Origin of the sequence: Stakelama pacifica (assembly GCF_004361835.1) — a bacterium.
Lineage (GTDB): Bacteria > Pseudomonadota > Alphaproteobacteria > Sphingomonadales > Sphingomonadaceae > Sphingomonas > Sphingomonas pacifica.
Window position 1 is genome coordinate 582,072 of the sequence record NZ_SNWD01000001.1, and the last position, 20,359, is coordinate 602,430.

Sequence of the window (20,359 nt, forward strand, 5' to 3'; positions counted from 1 at the left end):
GGAGGAGTTCGCTCAAGAGCGGAGACTGTTGGCGGGCTGTCGAACGCCCCGCGCGTCGTGAGGAGGGCGAGCCGATGGCCCACCCAGCCTCCCACAGCGGCGAGAAGCCCGGCGATCTCGGGCGAAATGCCCCCTGCCCCCCAGACCGTCGTGCCGACAGCACGGTGCCGGCTTTGGGTGGGGTCAAGGTTGGCAGCAAGTTCGGCCTGCCGCACTGTACCAAGCCGCTGCGCCATCGCGAGGGTGTCCATGCCCATCGTGCTGGCCTCGATGCGGGCGAGGACGCGGCGCTGGCATGCCCAGTTTTTGGCGCCGTAGAGGTCTCGGCATAATTGCGCAGAACCGGATGCTGCGCCTTCGCCCGCCTGACCGCACAGGCATCGGCAACCGTGACGATCTCAAGATCGGCGCGCAGCACGGCGTTGGTGGGCAGGCCGAGCGTACGCTTCGCGAAGGCTCGGCCATCACGGCCCCGCCATCCCTCCTTCCCAGCCGCCGCCGAGCGCAAGGAACAGCCGAACGCGATCCGAGGCGATGGACGCATCCGAGGCCGCCAGCGCCGCTTCGGTTGTGGCAAGGCTTCGCTGCGTGTCGAGCAGTTCAAGACCCGTTCCAAGACCGCCCCGAGTCATCCGGGCTTGTAGCGCGGAAGCCCTCCGGCTCTCATCGCGCGCGACCCTGAGCTTGACATTCTGGTCCAGATCGCGAGCATAGGCGCTGAGGGCCGTCTCGGTTTCGCGGAGAGCTGCGAGGACGCTGCTGTCAAATGCCGCCAGCGTCGCGCGCGCCGCTGCATCGCTTTCCGCGATCCGCGCCCTGGCGACGCGCCGGTTCGGGAAGGACCACGAGATGAGCGGGCCGAAGCTGAACCGCAACGCCGAATCGTCGACCAGCCCGCCCACGCTCCGCGAGGTCGTGCCGAGCGATGCGCCGAGGCTGACGCTCGGATAGAGGTCCGCCGTCGCCACGCCGATGCGCGCCGTCGCAGCCGCGAGCCGGCGTTCAGCTTCGCGGATGTCGGGCCGGCGCCGGATCAGCGCCACACCGTCGCCAATCGGCAGGGGGCGGTCGACGGAAGGGATGATCCGGCAGGTCGCAAGATCAGGCGGATAATCTTCGGGCGTCCGGCCGAGCAGCACGGCAAGGCTGTATAGTGCAGCTTTGCGGCTTGCCTCGATCGGCGGCAGCGCTGCCTCGAACTGAGCCAGAAGCGCGCGCGAGCGGGTAGCGTCGAGCGGCGTGTAGAGGCCAGCGCGCACGCCTCTTTCGGTGAGCGCGAGGCTTTGCCGCTGCAGTTCGACCGAATGGCGGGCAACGGTCATTCGCGCGCCGGCGGCGCAGGCATCTCCATAGGCGCCGACCACTCCGGCCACGACCGTCGTGCGCGCAAGGTCATAGGCGGCGGCCTGCGCTTCCGCATCAGCCTGCGCGGCCTCGATCGTGCGCCGAATCCGGCCCACGACGTCGAGTTCATAGGATATGCCGACGCCGGCGTCGAAGGTCGCATGGGTCCCGTTGGGCGAGCTGAGACCGAGATTGGACGTCTCGCCCACCGTTACGCCGCCCGCCGCGGAAGTCTCGACGCCCGCACTGGCCTCGACCTCCTGGACGATCGCGCGCGCGCGTTCGAGATTGGCCGCCGCGACCCTGAGATCGGTGTTGGCCTCGATCGCTTCCTGGACGAGCGCATCCAGTTGGGGAACGGCGTAGAGGCGCCACCAGCGCTGAGGCAAGGGTTCAGCCGAATAGGCGGGCGATTTTCCTTCGGCAAAGCTCGCGGGCCGATCCGCGATCCCTGCGGGCAAGGGCGGTGCGCGATAGCTGGGACCGACCGTGCCACAGCCAGCGAGCATCAGCGCGCCCATCAGTCCGAGCGGCCTTTTCGTTCCGAAGCGCCCCATCGTCATTCGCTCCGACCGGGGCCGAGCGCATTTCCCGCGCCATCGAGCGTCACGGTGACCGTCCGGCCCGCGATCAGATCGATGCCGGGCGGCACCTTGTCAATGGCGATCCGCACAGGGATGCGCTGGGCAAGACGGACCCAGCTGAAGGTGGGATTGACATTCGCGAGTAGCGTTCCGGACGCGGTCGTCCGTTCGCGATCGTCAATGCCCGCCGATCGGCCTTCAACATGGCCAGAAAGCGGCCTATCCTCGCCCATTACCCGCATCGTGACGCGGACGCCGGGGCGGATGTGCGAAAGCTTCGTCTCCTCGAAATAACCGGCAACGTAGTAGCTGTCGGAATCGACCAGCGTCATCACGGGCTGCCCGGCGGCGGCATAGGCGCCGGGACGGAGCGAGAAATTGGTGACGATGCCGTTGACCGGCGCACGCACCTCGGCGCGCGCCAGATTGATGCGGGCGAGATCGCGATCAGCGATCGCCTGGGCATAGCGTGCGCGGGCCTCCTCGGCGGTGGAGCGGCGGTCGTCACGTTGCTGCCCCGAGACGATATCAGAGAGGGCCTGATAGCGGCGGTTCTCCCGTTCGGCGGCGTTCAACGTTGCCCGTGCCGTGGCGACAGCGGCCTCGGCCTGCTCAACGGCATTGCGCAGCCGAACATGGTCGATGGTAAACAGGATGTCGCCGCGCCTGACCACCTGGTTGTCGCGAACGTGGACCTGCTCGACCCGGCCCGACACGTCTGCCGCGAGAGGGACCACATCCGCCCTGATCTTCCCGTCGCGCGTCTGTGGCGCGTAGGTGTAGTAATTATAGAGGTGCCAGAAGACGAACACGCCCGCACCCACCACCAGCAGGGTGAGCAAGGGCTTGAGCAGGCGGAGGAGGGTATCGCGATCTAGGGTCATGGCGGGCACTTCAGGATGCGGTGACAAGGCGTAGAGCCAGAAAGGCGGTGCCGGTCAGGATGAGGAACAGGGCGGTGTCGAACAGCGGGCGCTGCCAGATGAGGCGGTAGAAGCTGATGGACTCGAGCACCCGCGACAGCAGCAGGCGCATCGCGAAGCCGAGGATCGCGCAGAGGAGCAGCGGCGAAACGAACACGCCCGCGATGTCGATTTCGCCGATCATGTCGCCGGTACCCAGGCCGGCGCGCGCTCGAACAGGGCGATGCGCAGACCCGCTAAGGCATGAATGGCGCGGTCGGGGCGAGCGCCGGGCGAACCATCTCCCGGCCAGAGCGCATCAAGTGCTTCGTCGATGAGCGCGAGCAGACGGGACGACGGCTGCGGCTTGTCGAACTCGCTGCGGAGTTGATCGAGAACCCGATCCGTCGCCTGCCGCCCATCGGCAGGAAGCGCGTTGCCCATCGAGCGCAGGTCGGCGACGTTCGCGCCGACCCGCAGCCGGATGAGCAGGCCGGCGCTCCGCTCGACCTGCCCGGCTGCGGCAAGGCGCGCCGTCACCACCGAAATGCGGTCGAGCGCCCGCTGGACATAGCTGTCCCGCAACCGTCGGCTGGGCGACCGGCTCAGCCGCGCGATCTCGCGCGCTTCGATGCGGAGGACGCGCTGAAGCTGATGCTGCACGCCCCAGGTACGGAACAGGCCGGCGCCGAGAATGGCGGTGAATATGCCCAGCATGCTGGCGACGCTCGCCTCGACGAAGGTTCCGAAATCGGGCGGCGAATAATGGCCCTGTAGATTGATGTTGCTGAGCCCGAAGGCGAGGATCAGCGTCGCCATCGGACTGACGGCCGCCCAGACGCCCAGCGGCAGCATGAACAGGCCCATCATCATCGCAAAGGTCGCGAAATCGGCAGCGAGCGGGAGCAGGCCATAGCACAGGATCCCCGCCAGCAGGGTCGCTAGCAGGGCGAAACGCGCGAACATTCCGATCGCTCGGCCAGGCTCGTCGCCGCCGCCGAAGAAGGCCAGCGCTATCGTGCTGAACAGGACGGCGTTCGCGCCCTGATGCCAGCCCGTCGCATACCAGAGGCCGCAGAGGAGGGCGTAGGTTACGAGGATTCCCGCCGCGATCCGGGCAGCGTGATCAATGTCGGGGTTGAGCGGAAACGCCCGCGTCTCGCTGACTGTTCGCGCGAGCGCGGGCGCAAGCTTCGCCTTTCCGCTCAACGCCGCCTCGATCCGCGAAACTTCGCTCCAGAGCGTCAGCATTTCGGTCAGCATGTCGGCCAGCGCATCATGAACGAGCTGCTGCCACGCGCGCGCGTCACTGGCATCGAGCGGAAGCGAGCGCACGGCATCGGCCAGATCGGGTGGCGGTTCCGTACCGGCATCGAGATCGGCCCTGGCCGTGGCGAGAGAGGGTCGGAGGGCCAAGCGCTCCGCTTCGCCAAGGCCCGCGATGCGGCTGCCGATCGCGGAAAGGAGCGGGACCATGCGCAGCAGGCGTTGCTGGATCGCGAGCGCGTGCCGCAGGTCATCGCGATGGATCGTCGGATCGTAGCGCAGCGCTCCGGTCAGCTGTGACAGGGATGTGATGTCGGCCAGCGTCTTTAGCCGGTCATGCTCTCCTTGGGCGTCCGCCTCATGGCCATCAAGGACATCCTTCGCCCAGGTCTCGATGCTGGGCAGCCAGCGATGCAGGCGCGCGCGTAGCGCACCTTCAAGAGAATGCGGAGCGATCACGCCGTCAACGAGGGTCGTCGCGAGGATGCCGAGGGTGATTTCGCTGACCCGCGCCACAACGGTATCGAACATGATCTCCGGATGATCCACACCGGCGACCGCCACCAGCATGAGCGTGATCGCGAAAAGCTGGAAGCCGTAGCTGCGCGGCGTGCGGTCGAGGAAAGAAATACCGAACGCCAGGGTTGCCACGATTCCCGACGCCGCGATCAGCAGCAGCGGCGCGCTCGCAAATAGCGCGACCATGGCAAGCGTGACGAAGCCGGCGCAGGAAGTTCCGGTGAACCGATAGACGGCCTTCGACCGGATCGCCCCGCTCATGGGGTTCATGCAGACGCAGCAGGTGACAAGTGCCCAGTAAGGATTGGGCAGGCCGATCCGCACCGCTATCGCGAATGCGATCATGCCCGCGACGAACAGCTTAACAGAGAAGATCAGCTGATCGGCGCTGACCTTCATCGGCCCGTCCGCGTCTGCTGCAGGAACTGACCGATCCGTTCCTCGAACAAACGCAGCGTGCGCGTCGTCGTTTCGATGTCCTGCGAAGGAAGATCACCAAGGAGATCGTCGCGGAGCCGCATGACCGCCTTTTCCATCTTCCTTGCAAGGTCACGACCTTTCGGCATGACATGGATCGTCTTGATGCGCCGGTCGTCGGGAGAATCGCGCCGCTCGAGCAGGTTGGCGGCTTCGGCCTGGTCGAGAATGCGCACCATGCCGCCAGGATTGACCCCGACTTCCTCGGCCAGCGCGTTCTGCCTGACACCCTTGTCTCCATGACGGGACGCCAGAATGAGCGCCGAAATGAGCGATGCGGGAAGTCCGAAGTCGGCGAGTGCGAGACTGACTGCCTGAACCCAGACACGCCGGATCGGCTGCAAAGCGTTCGTGAGTTCAAAAAGCGCGACGGGGCTGGTTCTGGATCGGTCGCAGGGCATGCGCGGCTACCTAGTCCATCATCCGATTACGTTCAATATACAATCATTGCCTTAACAATTAAATTGGGCAGGCTGAACACGCCAATGAGCCATGCGGTGCGCAAGATCAGGGGTTACCGGTCTTCTGACAAGAACGGCGAATGGCTCACGATGTGGGACGCGGCCGCCAAACTCGGAGTCCCGCACGTCAAGATCCAACGCTTCATCAGGAATGGCATATCGCCGCCGAGCAGGTCATGCGCTACGCGCCCTATCAAATCCGCTCCAGCGACCTCGAAGACGAGTGGATCAAGGCCAAACTGGCGCGCCCAATCCCGTGTCGCGCCCAAGACGACAACCAGGAATCGCTATTTTCCGACATTTGAAAAGGGGGTGCACAACGAATCAGCCTTTGCCCTGCGCTGAAAATCCTGGCTCTTCACCGGTTCAGACCGCGGCGGTCAGCGCACCGCCGTCATGATGAGCCTCATTGCCACGGCAAAGCTCAACGACATCGATCCGCAAGCCTGACCGATTTTGCCGGCGACGATGACGATGTTCTGCTTGATAAGCTCCAGTGTTTCCTGCCGTCGGGACCGTCCCTTCGATAAGCCCGGGGAAGCCCCGTCGGTTGTCTTCTGCCCCGGTGCCTCAGATCGGATCCCAAGAGAAGACGTCACCCGAACGCTCCGGCGGGGTGAAAGCCGCGCGGAAGGCAGGCAGGGCGCGTTCTGCAATCAGGGCCGGCGTCCAGCCACCTCCCGATTGGACGCTGCGGATCGGTCGCATGGCGTTGAACAGGAACAGCTCGTTGAGACGCGCTGCGAAGACCTGCCCGGTAACACCCTCTGCCGCCGCCGAGGCCAGGAAGACGACGAGCGGCGCGTTGGTTTCCGGTGTCATGCGCTTCATGCGTTCGACACGCGCCTGTTCCTCCGGTGTCGTTGCAGGAATGGAACTTGTCATCCGGCTCCAGGCGAAGGGGGCGACGCAGTTCGAGCGCACGCCGAACCGGCTCATGTCCAGAGCGATTGATTTCGAAAGGCCGACGATACCGAGCTTGGCCGCGGAATAATTCGCCTGACCGAAATTTCCGATCAGCCCCGAGGTGCTGGTCATATGCACGAAAGCGCCGCCACCCTGGGCCCGAAACGGCTCGGCCGCCGCACGGCTCATGTAGAAGCTTCCATTCAGGTGGACATTGATCACCGCTTCCCAATCGGACGGATCCATCTTGTGGAAGATGACATCCCGAAGGATGCCGGCATTGTTGACCACCACATCCACCTGGCCAAAGCTGTCCATGGCCATCTCGATGGTGCGGCGCGCGGCATGCCATTCGGACACGCTTTCGCTCGAGATGACCGCCTGCCCGCCGATCTCTTCGATCATCGCCCGGGTTTCCTCCGCGGGTGCGCTGGAGCGCTCGCCGCTTCCTCCCAGTGATACGCCGATATCGTTGATCACCACGCGGGTGCCCGCCTTGGCGAATTCCAGCGCGATGCCGCGACCGATCCCGCCGCCCGCTCCCGTGATGACCGCAACCTTGCCCTCAAGTCCCAAACCCACTGTCATTTCGTACTTCCTCCTTGAACAGGCTGCCTTATCGGCCGAGACCGAGCACTTGCTTGGCAACAATGTTGCGCTGAATTTCGGATGACCCGCCATAAATCGACGTCGGGCGTGCCTGAAGGAAGACGCTGCCAGGATAGAGCGTCGGCGTGTCCGGCAACTGTCCGGCAAGTGTTCCCAGTTCCCCGGCAACGTCCATGATGCGGTCTGTGATCTTCTGGTAGAGCGCGGATTGGTTGATCTTGAGCATGGAAACGTCGGGACCGAGCCTTTCGCCGCGTCGCACCTTGTCTGCGAAGCTCGTGTAGAAGGACTTGTGGTCCTCGAGTTCCATGCGCAATCCGTTGAGGAGCGATGCATGGTCGCCGCTCTTCCCCAGATGGTCGCAAAGCCGCTCGAGATGGCCGAGCGCGCCTTCTGATTGCTTTGGCGAGCCCAGGAACAGGCGTTCGAAGCCAAGGAGGTTCTTGGCGATGGTCCAACCCTCGTTCACCTCGCCGACAATCGCGTCAGCGGGAATGCGGGCATCGTCGAAGAAGACCTCTGCAAATTCGTCGTGCAGGTCGATGTTGACGATCGAACGCACCTTTACGCCGGGCATATCCATCGGCACCAGGAAGAAGCTTATGCCCTTTTGCTTGGCGGCCTGAGGATCCGTGCGGGCAAGCACGAAAATCCATTGCGCGTCCATGCCCAGCGTCGTCCAGACCTTCTGGCCGTTGATTACCCACTGATCGGCTTCGCGCACAGCGGAGGTACGGAGCGCCGCCAGGTCGGAGCCGGCATCGGGTTCGCTATAGCCTTGACACCAGATGATTTCGCCCGAGAGGATCTTCGGCAGATGGTAGGCGCGTTGAGCATCGGTTCCATGGGCGATCAGGAGAGGACCTACCATGGTCAGTCCGGTATCAGGCAGTCGGGCGCAACCATAGCGTTCCATTTCCTCGATCATGATCAGCAGCTTCGAGGGCGACAGTCCCATCCCCCCATATTCGCGCGGCCAGCCAGGCGCCAGCCAGCCCTGCTGCGACAGGATCCTGTACCAGGGCATGGCTTCTGCAGCGTGCAACCGTTTGGGGGGACTACGCAGGTTCTGCGGATAGCTGGCGGCGATCCAGTTCCGGACCGCCGCGCGGAAGTCGGCGTCTGTGAGCGGGTCCAGGTCCGCATGCGGCTGTGGCGCGGTCGGGCTAGTGATGGCTGTCATGTCGCTCTCCCCCGGATATGGGTGCGGGTTTCCCGAAAAAGGCTGCGCGCCCTTCCTCAACAGTCGCCATGATCCCGCTCATGGCCGTCCCTCCCTCAGGCCGCCGTAACGTTGGCGATGAAAGCCGGCACTGCCGTAGCGCGGCGCCAGCACCATGGCGCGGCGCAGGAACAAGCCGATATCGGCCTCGTCGGTGTAACCGATGGCACCGTGAAACTGCACCGCCTGTCGCGTGACCAGCATGGCGGCATCGGCTGCCCGCGCCTTCGCCCTGGAGGTGATACGACGGCAGTCGTCGCCCGTATCGAAGGTTTCGACGGCATCGCGCAGCACCGCCCGCGTCAAGCCAATCTCGATTTCCATATCCACAGCCTTGTGCTGCAACGCCTGGAAGTAGCCGATTGGTTGGCCGAACTGGACGCGAGTCTTGAGGTAGTCAAGCGTGATGGCAAAGGCGCGCTCCATGAGTCCGAGCAATGCCGACGCCGTGGCCAGGGCCGCGGCTTCGAGCGCCCTCGCATCGGGCGCCGATAACCGTTTCGCCTCGACCCCATCGAGGATCAAGGTCGCCGTGTGACCGCCGTCGAGGGTGCTTTCGATTTCAAGCGACACGCCCGCGGCTTTCGCGTCGATCAACCAGCAGGCTTCCGTTGAAACGACCAGAAATACATCGGCGGCGGCGGCCATTGGCACGAAACGCCGTCTTCCCGATATCCGCCCCTCGGCCTCGGTGATGCCTCCGGCGAGCGTGAGGCCATCGGGGGTATCGAGCCAGGCCGGCAAGACAAGCTTGTCACCGCTCAACGCTTCGGCGGGTGCGTCCTTGCCCATGAGATCGAGAGCAAGCTGGGCCTCGATGAACGGCTCGGGCAGCAACGCCGCTCCGACTTCACTGGCGAGTGCCGCATATTCCGCCATGCCGAGACCTGCCCCGCCTGCCGTTTCTGGCAGCCGAATTCCAAGCCACCCCATGGCGGAAATCTCGCTCCAGCGTCCTCGATCCATTCCCGGCCTGCCAAAGCGCAGATGTCGAACCGGCTTGAGATCGCCATCGCGCGGGGCAATGCCTGCGGCGCTTTCGACCAGCAGGCGCACCCCCTCAAGCCTGTCCTCGCCCGTTGCGAGCGCTGCAGCCATCGCCGTTTCCTCCTTATTCGAATTGGGCGAGACCGTTTGCGAGCACCACCACGTCGCGCTCCGTCACGCGCATGCGGAACGAGCCGTCCGGCCAGATTTCCGTAAGCAGGGTCTCCCCCGGCAGGACCGTCGCACTGAAACGAACATCAAGCCCTTTCAGTCGCGTCGGATCGCCTGCGCAAAGCGTCTTCATCAGAGCATGCGCTGCGATGCCCAGGCTGCACAATCCGTGCAGGATGGGTCGCTCGAATCCGGCCTTGGCGGCAACATCAGGATCAATGTGCAAGGGATTCCCGTCGCCATTCCAACGGTACCAGAGCGCCTGCTCGGGCCGCGTTTGCGTCTTGCGCACAAACGCAGGATCCGTTTCAGGCAGCGCATGGGTCTGCTTCACCGGACCGGCCGGCCCCCCGAAACCTCCGTCCCCGCGCAGGAAGGTGGTGGCACGGGTCGTCGCGTAGAGCCTGCCATCCTCCGCGTCGCGCACTTCCTTTTCGCTATAAAGCAGCGCGCCGCGCCCGGCGCCCTTATCGATGATTCCCGTCACGCGGGTCTTGCCGATCACCACGCCTTCCGGCGGCAACGGGCCATACAGCGTAATGCCCTGCTCACCATGGACGAGGCGCAGCGCATCGACCCCGGTATCGGGGTTGGCAAGCCAGAACCCCGGATGCCCGAGCACCAGGGGCATGGTCGGAAAGGGGGTCAGCGGACCTGCGCCGACGAACCGCAGATCACCCCTGTCCATCGGATCCTGTCCGACGCCGATGGACAGGGCGTAGAAGGCACACTCGCGCGGACCATAGCTCTGACGGACCTCGGGAATGTCGTAGGCCATCAGCTTTTCGTAGTCGATCACGGCAAAACCTCATCATCGCACTCGATCACCGCGTCGAGCGCGTAGGCCCCGTCGGGCAGCGCGAGCACCGGATTGAGATCGATCGCGCGCAGGCGCGGGCCCGCAGCGGCGGCAAAGGCGGAAAGCCGTGACAACATGGAAGCAAGCGCATCAAGATCGGCGGGCGCGCGGCCGCGTGCCCCGGTCAGGATTGCCGCAGCCTTGATCGACAGGATCATCTCCCGCGCCGTCGCCTCGTCGAAGGGGCAGGGACTGATCGCCACGTCTTTGAGAATCTCGACAAAGATCCCGCCAAGACCGAAGACGGCGACGGGGCCAAAGACAGGGTCGCGGCTGATACCTATCAGGCATTCGACGCCCCCCGAAAGCTGTCGGGCAACCAGGATACCGGCAATGCGCGCTGCGGGCGCCGTCCTGCCGACCGTGTCGAGAATTTCTTGATAGGCCGCACGGACGCAATCGGTATCGACCAGGTTCAGCCTGACACCGCCGATATCGGACTTGTGAACGATGTCGGGCGAAACGATCTTCATCACGACAGGGAAACCGAGTTCGGCGGCGGCGGCTACCGCCTCCTCCGCCGAGTGGGCGATCCGCTCGGCGGCAGCCGCTATGCCGGCTTTCGCAAGAAGCGCCTTTGCCGCGTATTCGTCGGGGCTGACGGCCGGCAGGCGGACATTCGGCAGTTCCGGCAGCGCCTTCGGCTTCCGTGCCATCATTTCGCCGACCCGTCCCATCGCCGCAATGGCCCGCACGGCCCGGCTTGGATCGGAAAATACGAGGAAACCGGCCTCTTCGTAGGCGCGTGTGACGGTGTCATCCGCAATGATGCAGAGCGCCAGCAGCCGGTCGGGAAACTCGGTGCGGATCTCGTGCAAGGTTTCGCGCAGTTTCGGCGCAAGCGTCGCGCTTCCGGCCACATAGGTCATGAAACACAGGATCGACCGGTATCCGCCATCTCTGAGCGCCGCGCGGGTGAACTCCTCGAACAATGACATGTCGTTCAGCGCCTGGGCCGTGCAGTCGAGCGGATTGGCCGGAGCGCCATAGGGCAGAAGCTGTTTCAACCGGGCCTGCGCCTCGGCCGGCATGGCCGGCATCGGCAAGCCTGCCAGTTCCGCCTCATCGCTGGCGACTATACCCGCGCCGCCGCTGATGGTGATCACGCCAAGACTATTGTGGGCAGGATATATCCGCTGCCGCGCCGCGTAGGCGAAATCAAGCATCTGCTCGGTATCACGCACCCGGATGACGCCATGCTCGGCGAGAACCGCCTCGGCGACGGCATCGTCCCCGGCTAGCGAGGCTGTATGCGAGGCGGCCGCCGAAGCGCCGAGAGGGCTGCGTCCGGATTTCAGCATGAAGACCGGTTTGCCGGCCGCTCGCGCCGTATCGAGGGCGGCGATCATGCGGTCCGCGTCGCGAAAACCTTCTTGATAGGCACAGATCACGTCCACCGTGTCACTGCCGGCCATCCAGCCGATTGCGTCAGCGACCGTCACATCCGCTTCATTGCCGGTGGTGACCAGAACGGACGCACCAAGCCCGCGCACGCGCGCCACTGCTGAAAGATGGGCCCCGTAAGCGCCCGACTGGCTAGCGATGCCGACATTGCCCGGCAAGGGGAAAGCCATTTCCAACGATGAGGAAAAGGTGCCGTAATACCCCACGGCAACATTGTAGACCCCCAACGTGTTGGGACCGAGCACGCGCATGCCGTAACCATGTGCAATGGCCAGCACTTCGGCCTGGATTTTCTCTCCGACCGCACCCGTTTCGGCAAATCCTGCGGAAAACAGCGTGACCGAGCGGCATCCCTTTTCGCCAAGAGCCCTTACGATCTCCGGCGTCTGCTTCGCCGCAACAGCGATGATGCCGGCCTCCGGCGTCTCGGGCAGATCGGCGACCGAAGCATAGCAGGCAAGCCCCTGCACCTCGTCACGGCCGGGATTTACCGGCAGGATGCGACCCTTGTAACCGCCGCTCAGCATGGCGGCTATCGGGCGTCCGCCGATACGCGCAGGATCCGCGGATGCGCCGATGATCGCAACGGAACGCGGCGCCAAAAGCGCACCAAGGGATGCGAAATCATAGGTCCGAGGCTTCGCGTTCATGTTCACAGCACAACCTCCGAACCGAGAAACGCCGTAACCTGGCTCGACAGCGTTCCGCCGTTGCCATGCAGAAGCGCCACATCCGCCGTCTTCAACTGGCGCTCGCCGGCTTCCCCCCGAATTTGGGCCACGCCTTCGGCAATCAGAAACATGCCGTACATTCCCGGATGAACACAGGACAGGCCGCCACCGTTGGTATTGACCGCCAGTTCGCCCCCCGGTGCGATGCGTCCGTCCTGAACGAAGTGGCCGCCTTCGCCCTTCGGGCAAAAGCCGAGATCCTCCAGGAAGAGGATGGTATTGATCGTGAAGGCGTCATAGAGCATGACCAGATCGACCTCACTGCGGGCCAGACCCGCCATTTCGAAGGCGCGCGGCCCGCTTTCACTGGCTGCGGTCACGGTAAGGTCGGGCATGGCCTGAATCGATCTATGCCAATTCGCGCCGGCCGCGCCGAGGAAATAGACGGGCTTTTTAGGGAAGTCTCTGGCCCTGTCGGAACGTACGAGAATGCAGGCCGCGGCGCCATCGGTCACCAGACAGCAGTCGCCGGCAGTCAAGGGATCGCTGACCATGCGCATCGACAATACGTCGTCGCGGGTCAATGGACCACGCGCAAAGGCATCGGGGTTGAGGTTCGCCCAATGGCGCGCGGAAACCGCGACATCGGCCAGCATTTCCCGAGTGGTTCCGTACTGGTGCATATGCCGACTGGTGGCAAGCGCATAGGCCGTGATCGGATGGCGTGGCGCGTAGGACGTCTCGTGCCATTGCGGCTCCGACATGGAGACGAGGCGGCCGCCTGCCGTGCGCTGGTTGGAACCGTAGCAGATCAGCGCCACGTCGCAAAGCTCTGCGTCCAGCGCGAGAGATGCCTGCAAGAGATGCATCTCGAAGCTGGAGCCGCCGACATTCGTGCTGTCGAAGTATTTCGGCTTCAGGCCAAGATATTCGGTCACGCTCATCGAGGCAAACGCGTGGCTGCTCGTCGCCGCGAAAACCGCGTCGATATCGCGGAGCTTGAGCCCGGCATCAGACAGTGCCGAATGGACGGAAAGCCCCAGAAGCTCCATGGCCGAGTAGCCGGGCGCCTCACCCACACCCGCCACACCCATGCCGACGATCGCTGTTTTCCCGCGAATGGAATGGCTCATGTCACTTCTCCTCCGGCTCGAAGACGACGCGGGGATTTTCTCCCGCCTCGATCCGCGCCCTGACGCGGGCCCCGATGGGCAGCGTCTCGACACCGACAACCGTGGCCATCATCCGCGGCCCCTCATCAAGGTTGATGAGCGCCACGTTGTAGGAACCTTCGCGCTTGCGATTGACCGTGATGGCATAGACCGTGCCACCGCCCGAGGCTTCGACCCAGTCGAGATCGACCGCGCCGGAAGGCGCCATCACCTTCGGATAAAAGACGTACTCGCCCGTCTCGCGACTGCGCTGGATCATGAAACGTCCCTCGGCCAGGAACGCCTCGTAGATCGCCTGCGGTCCGGCGATTGCTTTTGCGGCGGCTGTATCGCCCATCATTCCCCTCCTCGGACGAGGCTGCTGGCGCGGCAGAACCGGATCTGCCCCGCGCGCATGCCCCATTTGCCAATCATGCCGACCAGCAGCCTGATATGCCTTCACATTCAGTTCCATCGCTTCCGGGAGGGTTGGCGCGGGCGTGCCAGGCAACCTGCCCGGTTCCAGGATCGGTGGCCCACAGCATCGCAACCTCCCGTTGCAACGCAGAATCAATCATCGAGCCATTTTTTCCCATAAAGAACCCATTTCGTCTATGAGAAAATGTCGTGTCCCACCGCGTTCTCTAATCGCCATCGTCAACAGCTGATCTTTAGCGTTTCACCACGCGCACCGGAGTCCAGGGTTCGCCGCAGATCCTGGCAACCGCGACCTTCGTGTTTGTCAATCGGCGCGGGAACGGGGACCGGGATCGGCGCTTAAAAGGGGACCACCTTCTCGACGTCGTTCTGGGGTATGCCGGTGGAGGGCGTAGCCCGGAGCCGGCATACCCCAGAACGACATCCTCGTTGACACCGGCAGCGACGGCCCTCAGCTTCGGTTCTTGAACCGCCAGCTCTCGTTGCCGGCCTCGACGATGTCGCAGTGATGGGTGAGCCGATCGAGCAGCGCGGTGGTCATCTTGGCATCGCCGAACACACGCACGGCACCTTGCGCTGCGTCGACCGGTGCTGGCCGAGCACGCGGCACACCCGCCGCTCGGAAACATCCAGCACCTCCCGGACCTGGTCGATGCAGCGCCGGCGCCGTGCGGGGCTCAGAAGTTTCCCTTGGCTGCCTCCTGCAGAATGAGCTTGTCCAGCGTCAGATCCGAGATCGCGCGGCGTAGCCGCAGGTTCTCCTTCTCCAACTCCTTCATCCGCCGAGCCTGATCCGTCTTCAGGCCGCCATACTCCTTGCGCCAGCGGTAGTAGGTCTGCTCGCTGACCGCGATCCGCCGGCACGCCTCGGCGGCCGTGCCGCCTTGGCCCAGCACAATCTCTACCTCACGCCGATTCCCGATGATTTCCTCGGGCTTGTGCTTCTTCGCAGGCATTCGTCGTCCCTTCCTTGGTCCAGACTGTCATAGTCGATGGACCACTCAGAAGGGGGCAGCTCAGCGGAACACCCGCCCAACTCCCTGCGAATCTCCCCAAACAACAGCTTGCGCCGACATTTCGGGATGAACACCACGTGGTATTTGCACTCCCAGCGCGTGTGATTTAAACTCTCTACCTCGTTCATCGTGACTCGACCTTTCATGTGCTTGGCGGCTCACGAAAGCGAGTGTCACGATGGACTCCCCGATACGTCAAACGTTCATAGTCGCCCCGGCACAGCCGGGGGATTTCCAAAGTGTATTAAAGGGCCGATCCACAGCCAAGCCAGCGCGTGCCGGTCAAGCGCTCGACGTCAACCTGTTTGCGCATCAACTCGCGCAGTAGCGACATCACCGCCGCGCAAGCATGGCTTGAGGCTTCGGCCAGCGGCCCCACCAGATATACCTCGCGCAGGCAATCCGCAGCGCGCCAGCGGGCGACCCTTAATGTGCCGGCAGCTGCTTCGCGCGCGATAGCATGCAAGGGAAGGATTGAGGCGCCTTTCCCGCGTTCGACCAACTCCTTGATGTTCTGATAGGAGTCCAGCTCGATATCCACTGACAGCCTGATCCCTTTGGCGCTGGCCCAGCCTTCCAGAAGCTGCCGCAGCCCATGCGCAGGGCCGGGCAGGATCAGCGGCAAGCCCAAAAGCGCCGAGGCCCCGATCTTGGCCGGGAGGTCGTGACCGGGCGGGACCAGCAGCACCAACTCTTCGTGCAGAAGCAGCTCTGATCGGAAACGGGCATCGGTGGCTGGCAGATACAGCACGGCCAAGTCAACGCGGCCCTCGCGCAACCAATCCAGCACGAAGCCGCTCATCGCCTCGGAGATCGTCAGCCGTACGCCGGGAAGCTGCGCCTTGGCCGCAAGCACCAGATCCGGCGACAGCATTCCGCCGATCGTGCTGGGCAAGCCGAGCCGCACCTCGCCTTGCGGCTCGCGTCCGAGGTTGCGGATGTCGTCCTCCATCCGCGACATGTCGATCAAGAGCCGCCTTGCCTGCGCCAGCAGCATCTCGCCGGCCTCGGTCAGCTGCACCCCGCGCGCACCGCGCAAAAGAAGCTTGGTACCCAGATGCTCTTCCATGTTGCGCAGATGCAGCGATAGCGAGGGCTGGGCGACGTTCAGCCGATGCGACGCTGCCGAGATCGACCCCGTCTCGGCAATCGCCTGAAAATAGCGCAGCTGTCGCAGGTCCACCGACAGTCCTTCCTCTCGCTCTAACGATCATATTTTAGCATGGCTGCCGTCGCGATTATATATTTGCGTGCGATGTGGCGCCCATCCACTAACTGCATGGCATCGAAAAAGAGGAGCAGACAGGTGATCGAGACCGGAAAAGGGGCATTCCAGGACATCCGCGATGCGGTGCGGGCGCTCTGCGCGCAGTTTCCCGATGCGTATCACCGCCGAGTCGACGACGCCCGCGGCTACCCCGAAGAGTTTGTGGAGGCGCTGACCCGGGCGGGGTGGATGGCGGCGCTGATCCCCGAAGCCTACGGCGGCTCGGGGCTGGGCCTTACGGAAGCCTCAGTAATCATGGAGGAAATCAACCGCTCGGGGGGCAATTCCGGCGCCTGCCACGGCCAGATGTACAATATGAACACTCTGATCCGGCACGGTTCCGAGGAACAGCGCCGCCGCTATCTGCCGAAGATCGCCGCAGGCGAACTGCGGCTGCAGTCGATGGGTGTGACCGAGCCGACAACGGGCACCGATACCACGAAGATCAAGACTACCGCGGTCCGCAGGGGCGACCGCTATGTGATCAACGGCCAGAAGGTCTGGATCAGCCGAGTGCAGCATTCGGATCTTATGATCCTGCTGGCCCGCACCACGCCGCTGGCCGAGGTGGCGAAGAAATCCGAGGGCCTGTCGATCTTCCTTGTCGACATCAAGGCGGCGATGGGCGCGGGCATGGCTGTGCGCCCGATCCCGAACATGGTCAACCACGAGACCAACGAATTGTTCTTCGACAATCTGGAGATCCCGGTCGAGAACCTGATCGGCGAAGAGGGCAAGGGGTTCAAGTACATCCTGACCGGGCTGAACGCCGAGCGGACGCTGATCGCGGCCGAATGTATCGGCGACGGTTACTGGTTCACCGAACGGGTCGCGAAATATGTCTCGGAACGCGAGGTCTTCGGTCGGCCGATCGGCAAGAACCAAGGCGTGCAATTCCCGATCGCCGAGGCCTTCATCGATGTCGAGGCCGCGAACCTGATGCGGTGGGAGGCCTGTCGGCGCTATGACGCGGGGCTTGATTGCGGGGCCCAGGCGAACATGGCCAAGTACCTGGCTGCCAAGGCCAGCTGGGGGGCCGCCAATGCCTGCATCCAGTTCCACGGCGGCTTCGGCTTTGCCTGCGAATATGATGTCGAGCGCAAGTTCCGCGAGACCCGGCTCTATCAGGTTGCCCCGATCTCGACCAACCTGATCCTCAGCTATGTCGCCGAACACATCCTCGGCATGCCGAGGTCATTCTGATGGGCTTGCCGCTCAAGGGAGTGAAGGTCGTCGCCATCGAACAGGCCGTGGCCGCGCCCTTTGCCACCGCCCGTCTGGCCGATGCCGGGGCAGAGGTGATCAAAATCGAACGGCCCGAGGGCGATCTCGCCCGCGGCTATGACGATGCGGCCAGGGGCCAGTCGAGCTATTTCGTCTGGCTGAACCGCGGCAAGACATCGGTGACACTGGACCTCGGCTCGGCCTGGGGCAGGGCCGAACTGGCGCGGCTGATCGGCGACGCCGATGTGCTGGTCCAGAATCTGAGGCGCGGCGCGCTGGCGCGTCTAGGCTTTCCGGTCGAGCGGCTGGCGCGGGACTTTCCCCAGCTCATCACCTGCTCGATTTCCGGTTATGGCAATGACGGGCCGATGGCCGACCGCAAGGCCTATGACCTGTTGATCCAGGCCGAGGCGGGGCTCTGCTCCATCACCGGCGGGCCTTCGGAACCGGCGCGGGTGGGCATATCGCTGGTCGATATCGCGACAGGCGCAACCGCCTATTCGGCCATTCTTGAAGCGCTGATCGGCCGAGGCATCACCGGGAAAGGGGCTGCGATCTCGGTCTCGATGTTCGATGTCATGGCCGACTGGCTGACCGTGCCGCTCCTGAATCACGAAGGCGGAAAGAGCCCCAAGCGCATCGGCATGGCGCATCCCTCGATCGCCCCCTATGGCGTCTTCACCGCCCGCGACGGTGCGCCGATCCTGATCGCGGTGCAGAGCGACCGCGAATGGCGAGCCCTCGCCCAGGACTTTCTGGGGGATCCGGCGCTGGGCATCGATCCGCGCTTTGCCACCAATGTCGCCCGCGTTGCCAACCGGGCGGAAACCGATGCCGCGGTCGCTAGAGCTTTTGCCAACCACGATGCGGCTGGCGCGATCGAGGTTCTTCTGGCCGCCGATATCGCTCTGGCCTCGGTCAATGACATGGAAAAGCTGTCGCACCACCCGCATCTGCGCCGGGTGACCGTCGCCACGCCGAACGGCCCGGTGCAGATTCCCGCGCCCGCACCGATCTTTTCGGGCGAGGACCGCAGCTATGGCCCCGTCCCGCCGCTTCAACCCCTTGCCGAGGCATGATGACATGATCCCGCTCGACCTTGACCATCTGCGCCAATGGATTGGCCGCGAGGAGACACGGGCCGAGCGGCTGACCGCCGCAATCGCCGCGCGGTTCAATGCCACCTTCGACCGCCCCGAAGCCCCGTCGGAAGGCGAACTGGCCCCGAGCCTGATCCACCTCTGCCTCGCCCCCGATACTGCGCCGACCTCGACGCTTGGCCCCGATGGCCACCCGGCTCGGGGCGGCTTCCTGCCGCCCGTGCCCCTGCCCCGCCGCATTTGGGCGGGCGGACATTTCCGCTTTCACGAAAATATCCGGATTGGCGACACGGTCACCCGCCGCTCGGTGGTCCGCGATGTGACCGTCAAGCAAGGCCGCAGCGGCCCGCTGTGCCTCGTCACGATCGAGCATCGCATCGACAGCGGCGGCGCGCTTGCCGTCACCGAACGCCAGGACATCATCTATCGCGGAGCCGGTCCCGCCGCCGCCCCGTCTGGCGCTCCCTCGTCTGCCACTGCCGAGGCCGCGCCGCAGGGCCGGTATCGCCAAGCGGTCGAGGCAGGCCCGGCGCTCCTGTTTCGCTACTCGGCGCTGACCTTCAATGGCCACCGGATCCATTACGACGCCCCCTATGCCCGGGCGGAGGAGGGCTATCCGGGGCTGGTAGTGCACGGGCCGCTGCAGGCCACGCTCCTGCTGCAGTTCGCCGAAGCCCTGCGCGGAAAGCGCCCCGCGCAGATCGGCTTTCGCGGTCTTTCCCCTCTCTTCGACACCGCCGGCTTCACCCTGCATGCGCAGGACGAGGCGAACACATTGCGGCTCTGGACCGCGGCCGAGGGCGGGCCGGTGGCGATGGAAGCGCGGGCGGAATGGTGACCCTTGTTCGCGCACCCCTGTTTGTGCCCGCCGACCGGCCCGAACGCTTCGGGAAAGCGGCGGCCTCGGGGGCTGATGCGGTGATCCTCGATCTGGAGGATGCCGTGGCCCCCGCGGCCAAGGCCGCCGCCCGCGCTGCGCTGCGCTGCGATTTCACCACCCTGCCGGTGATCCTGCGCATCAATGCTGCCGGGACAGCCTGGCATGCAGACGACCTTGCGGCGGCAACGTCGCTTCACCCCTCCGCCGTTATGGTTCCCAAGGCCGAGGCCCCCGACGATCTCAAACTCATCTCTGCCGCGTTGGGCGACATACCCTTGGTCGCCCTTGTCGAAACCGCCCGCGGTCTTGCGCAAGGCCGGGCGATTGCCGTTGTGCCAGGCGTGATCCGTCTTGCCTTCGGTTCGGTCGACTTCTGCGCCGATCTTCGGTGCGCGCATACCTCCGAGGTGCTGCTGCCTGCACGCTCCGAACTGGTGCTCGCATCACGTCTTGCTGATCTGCCCGGGCCGCTCGACGGGGTGACCACCTCGCTGGATGACCCGGACGAAACGGCGCGCGACGCAGGACGAGCGCGCGATCAGGGGATGGGCGGCAAGCTGTGCATCCATCCCTGCCAGATCGAACCCGTGCTGGCCGTCTTCGCCCCCACGACCGAACAGATTGACTGGGCCAGACGCGTCCTGGCCAGCGGCGATGGCGCGGTCCGGATCGACGGTGCCATGGTAGACAAACCCCTCCGCCAGCGGGCACACGCCATCCTTGCCGAAGCCGCACACAGCGCGCGCCGGCCGGTGTGACATTGAACCGGAGAAGACCGTATGGTCGGTGAAGGTGACCCGCCCCCGTAGTAAGCAAGAAACGGGGGTTGCGCCGGATGGGCCGGAGCCGAGCACCATGCTTAAGCGAGGCCGAACCATGGATGAGCATAGCGAACGTTTTA

The 20,359-nt window shown here is 64.5% G+C and carries 18 protein-coding genes and 4 pseudogenes; 5 read left to right on the top strand and 17 right to left on the bottom strand.

Features of this window, described 5'->3' with window-relative positions:
- Positions 1–215: 215 nt before the first annotated feature.
- The 6 genes and pseudogenes from EV664_RS02585 to EV664_RS02610 all read right to left on the bottom strand — a co-directional run.
- A pseudogene (locus tag EV664_RS02585) lies at positions 216–436 on the bottom strand (IS1380 family transposase); the annotation flags it as partial.
- A 28-nt stretch (positions 437–464) separates the two neighbouring features.
- Positions 465–1,901 (bottom strand): efflux transporter outer membrane subunit, encoded by a 1,437-nt coding sequence (locus tag EV664_RS02590; protein ID WP_211338443.1) that lies wholly within the window; start codon positions 1,899–1,901, stop codon positions 465–467.
- A gap of 2 nt (positions 1,902–1,903) precedes the next feature.
- Entirely contained in the window at positions 1,904–2,812 is a 909-nt protein-coding gene (locus tag EV664_RS02595) for an HlyD family secretion protein (protein ID WP_133494097.1), read from the bottom strand.
- A 10-nt stretch (positions 2,813–2,822) separates the two neighbouring features.
- A complete protein-coding gene (locus tag EV664_RS02600) occupies positions 2,823–3,035 on the bottom strand; it encodes a DUF1656 domain-containing protein (protein WP_133494098.1) in 213 nt (70 codons plus the stop codon).
- Entirely contained in the window at positions 3,032–5,014 is a 1,983-nt protein-coding gene (locus EV664_RS02605) for an FUSC family protein (protein ID WP_133494099.1), read from the bottom strand. The genes EV664_RS02600 and EV664_RS02605 overlap by 4 nt, the downstream gene beginning before the upstream one ends.
- Positions 5,011–5,493, bottom strand: coding sequence for a MarR family winged helix-turn-helix transcriptional regulator (locus EV664_RS02610; protein ID WP_025549995.1), 483 nt, complete (start codon positions 5,491–5,493; stop codon positions 5,011–5,013). The genes EV664_RS02605 and EV664_RS02610 overlap by 4 nt, the downstream gene beginning before the upstream one ends.
- A gap of 140 nt (positions 5,494–5,633) precedes the next feature.
- On the opposite strand from EV664_RS02610, the gene EV664_RS19130 reads away from it, so the two are divergent.
- Positions 5,634–5,858, top strand: coding sequence for a hypothetical protein (locus tag EV664_RS19130; RefSeq protein WP_162848738.1), 225 nt, complete (start codon positions 5,634–5,636; stop codon positions 5,856–5,858).
- A gap of 265 nt (positions 5,859–6,123) precedes the next feature.
- On the opposite strand, the gene EV664_RS02620 is transcribed toward EV664_RS19130, so the two are convergent.
- The 11 genes and pseudogenes from EV664_RS02620 to EV664_RS02670 form a co-directional block, all read right to left on the bottom strand.
- On the bottom strand, positions 6,124–7,047 hold the full coding sequence (locus EV664_RS02620) for an SDR family NAD(P)-dependent oxidoreductase (RefSeq protein ID WP_133494100.1): 924 nt from the start codon (positions 7,045–7,047) through the stop codon (positions 6,124–6,126).
- A gap of 28 nt (positions 7,048–7,075) precedes the next feature.
- Positions 7,076–8,251, bottom strand: coding sequence for an acyl-CoA dehydrogenase family protein (locus EV664_RS02625; RefSeq protein ID WP_133494101.1), 1,176 nt, complete (start codon positions 8,249–8,251; stop codon positions 7,076–7,078).
- A 78-nt stretch (positions 8,252–8,329) separates the two neighbouring features.
- Positions 8,330–9,388 carry an acyl-CoA dehydrogenase family protein gene (locus tag EV664_RS02630; RefSeq protein ID WP_133494102.1) on the bottom strand — a complete coding sequence of 353 codons (1,059 nt, stop codon included), beginning with the start codon at positions 9,386–9,388 and terminating at the stop codon, positions 8,330–8,332.
- Positions 9,389–9,401: 13 nt separating this feature from the next.
- Positions 9,402–10,247 (bottom strand): MaoC/PaaZ C-terminal domain-containing protein, encoded by an 846-nt coding sequence (locus tag EV664_RS02635; RefSeq protein ID WP_229668044.1) that lies wholly within the window; start codon positions 10,245–10,247, stop codon positions 9,402–9,404.
- Positions 10,244–12,361: an acetate--CoA ligase family protein gene (locus EV664_RS02640; protein WP_133494241.1), complete on the bottom strand. Its 2,118-nt coding sequence runs from the start codon at positions 12,359–12,361 to the stop codon at positions 10,244–10,246. The genes EV664_RS02635 and EV664_RS02640 overlap by 4 nt, the downstream gene beginning before the upstream one ends.
- Before the next feature lie 2 nt (positions 12,362–12,363).
- Positions 12,364–13,515 carry a thiolase gene (locus EV664_RS02645; protein ID WP_133494103.1) on the bottom strand — a complete coding sequence of 384 codons (1,152 nt, stop codon included), beginning with the start codon at positions 13,513–13,515 and terminating at the stop codon, positions 12,364–12,366.
- 1 nt (position 13,516) lies between these two features.
- The gene (locus EV664_RS02650) at positions 13,517–13,894 is read right to left on the bottom strand and encodes a Zn-ribbon domain-containing OB-fold protein (RefSeq protein ID WP_229668045.1); all 378 of its coding nucleotides are present in this window, start codon (positions 13,892–13,894) and stop codon (positions 13,517–13,519) included.
- 528 nt (positions 13,895–14,422) lie between these two features.
- Positions 14,423–14,530: pseudogene (locus EV664_RS02655) on the bottom strand (ATP-binding protein); the annotation flags it as partial.
- Positions 14,531–14,535: 5 nt separating this feature from the next.
- Positions 14,536–14,927: pseudogene (locus EV664_RS02660) on the bottom strand (transposase); the annotation flags it as partial.
- Between the two features lie 74 nt (positions 14,928–15,001).
- Positions 15,002–15,115, bottom strand: a pseudogene (locus EV664_RS02665) (transposase); the annotation flags it as partial.
- A 116-nt stretch (positions 15,116–15,231) separates the two neighbouring features.
- Positions 15,232–16,170, bottom strand: a complete 939-nt coding sequence (locus tag EV664_RS02670; protein ID WP_133494104.1) for a LysR family transcriptional regulator — start codon at positions 16,168–16,170, stop codon at positions 15,232–15,234.
- Positions 16,171–16,266: 96 nt separating this feature from the next.
- Between EV664_RS02670 and EV664_RS02675 the strand changes: the two genes are divergently transcribed.
- Genes EV664_RS02675 through EV664_RS02690 form a run of 4 tightly spaced genes read left to right on the top strand, consistent with a single transcriptional unit; the run spans position 16,267 to position 20,216 of the window.
- Positions 16,267–17,457 (top strand): acyl-CoA dehydrogenase family protein, encoded by a 1,191-nt coding sequence (locus tag EV664_RS02675; RefSeq protein ID WP_133494105.1) that lies wholly within the window; start codon positions 16,267–16,269, stop codon positions 17,455–17,457.
- Positions 17,457–18,557, top strand: coding sequence for a CaiB/BaiF CoA transferase family protein (locus EV664_RS02680; RefSeq protein ID WP_025549983.1), 1,101 nt, complete (start codon positions 17,457–17,459; stop codon positions 18,555–18,557). The genes EV664_RS02675 and EV664_RS02680 overlap by 1 nt, the downstream gene beginning before the upstream one ends.
- Before the next feature lie 4 nt (positions 18,558–18,561).
- The gene (locus tag EV664_RS02685; protein WP_211338445.1) at positions 18,562–19,416 is read left to right on the top strand and encodes an HTD2 family dehydratase; all 855 of its coding nucleotides are present in this window, start codon (positions 18,562–18,564) and stop codon (positions 19,414–19,416) included.
- Positions 19,410–20,216 (top strand): HpcH/HpaI aldolase/citrate lyase family protein, encoded by an 807-nt coding sequence (locus tag EV664_RS02690; RefSeq protein WP_025549981.1) that lies wholly within the window; start codon positions 19,410–19,412, stop codon positions 20,214–20,216. The genes EV664_RS02685 and EV664_RS02690 overlap by 7 nt, the downstream gene beginning before the upstream one ends.
- Positions 20,217–20,359 lie beyond the last annotated feature (143 nt).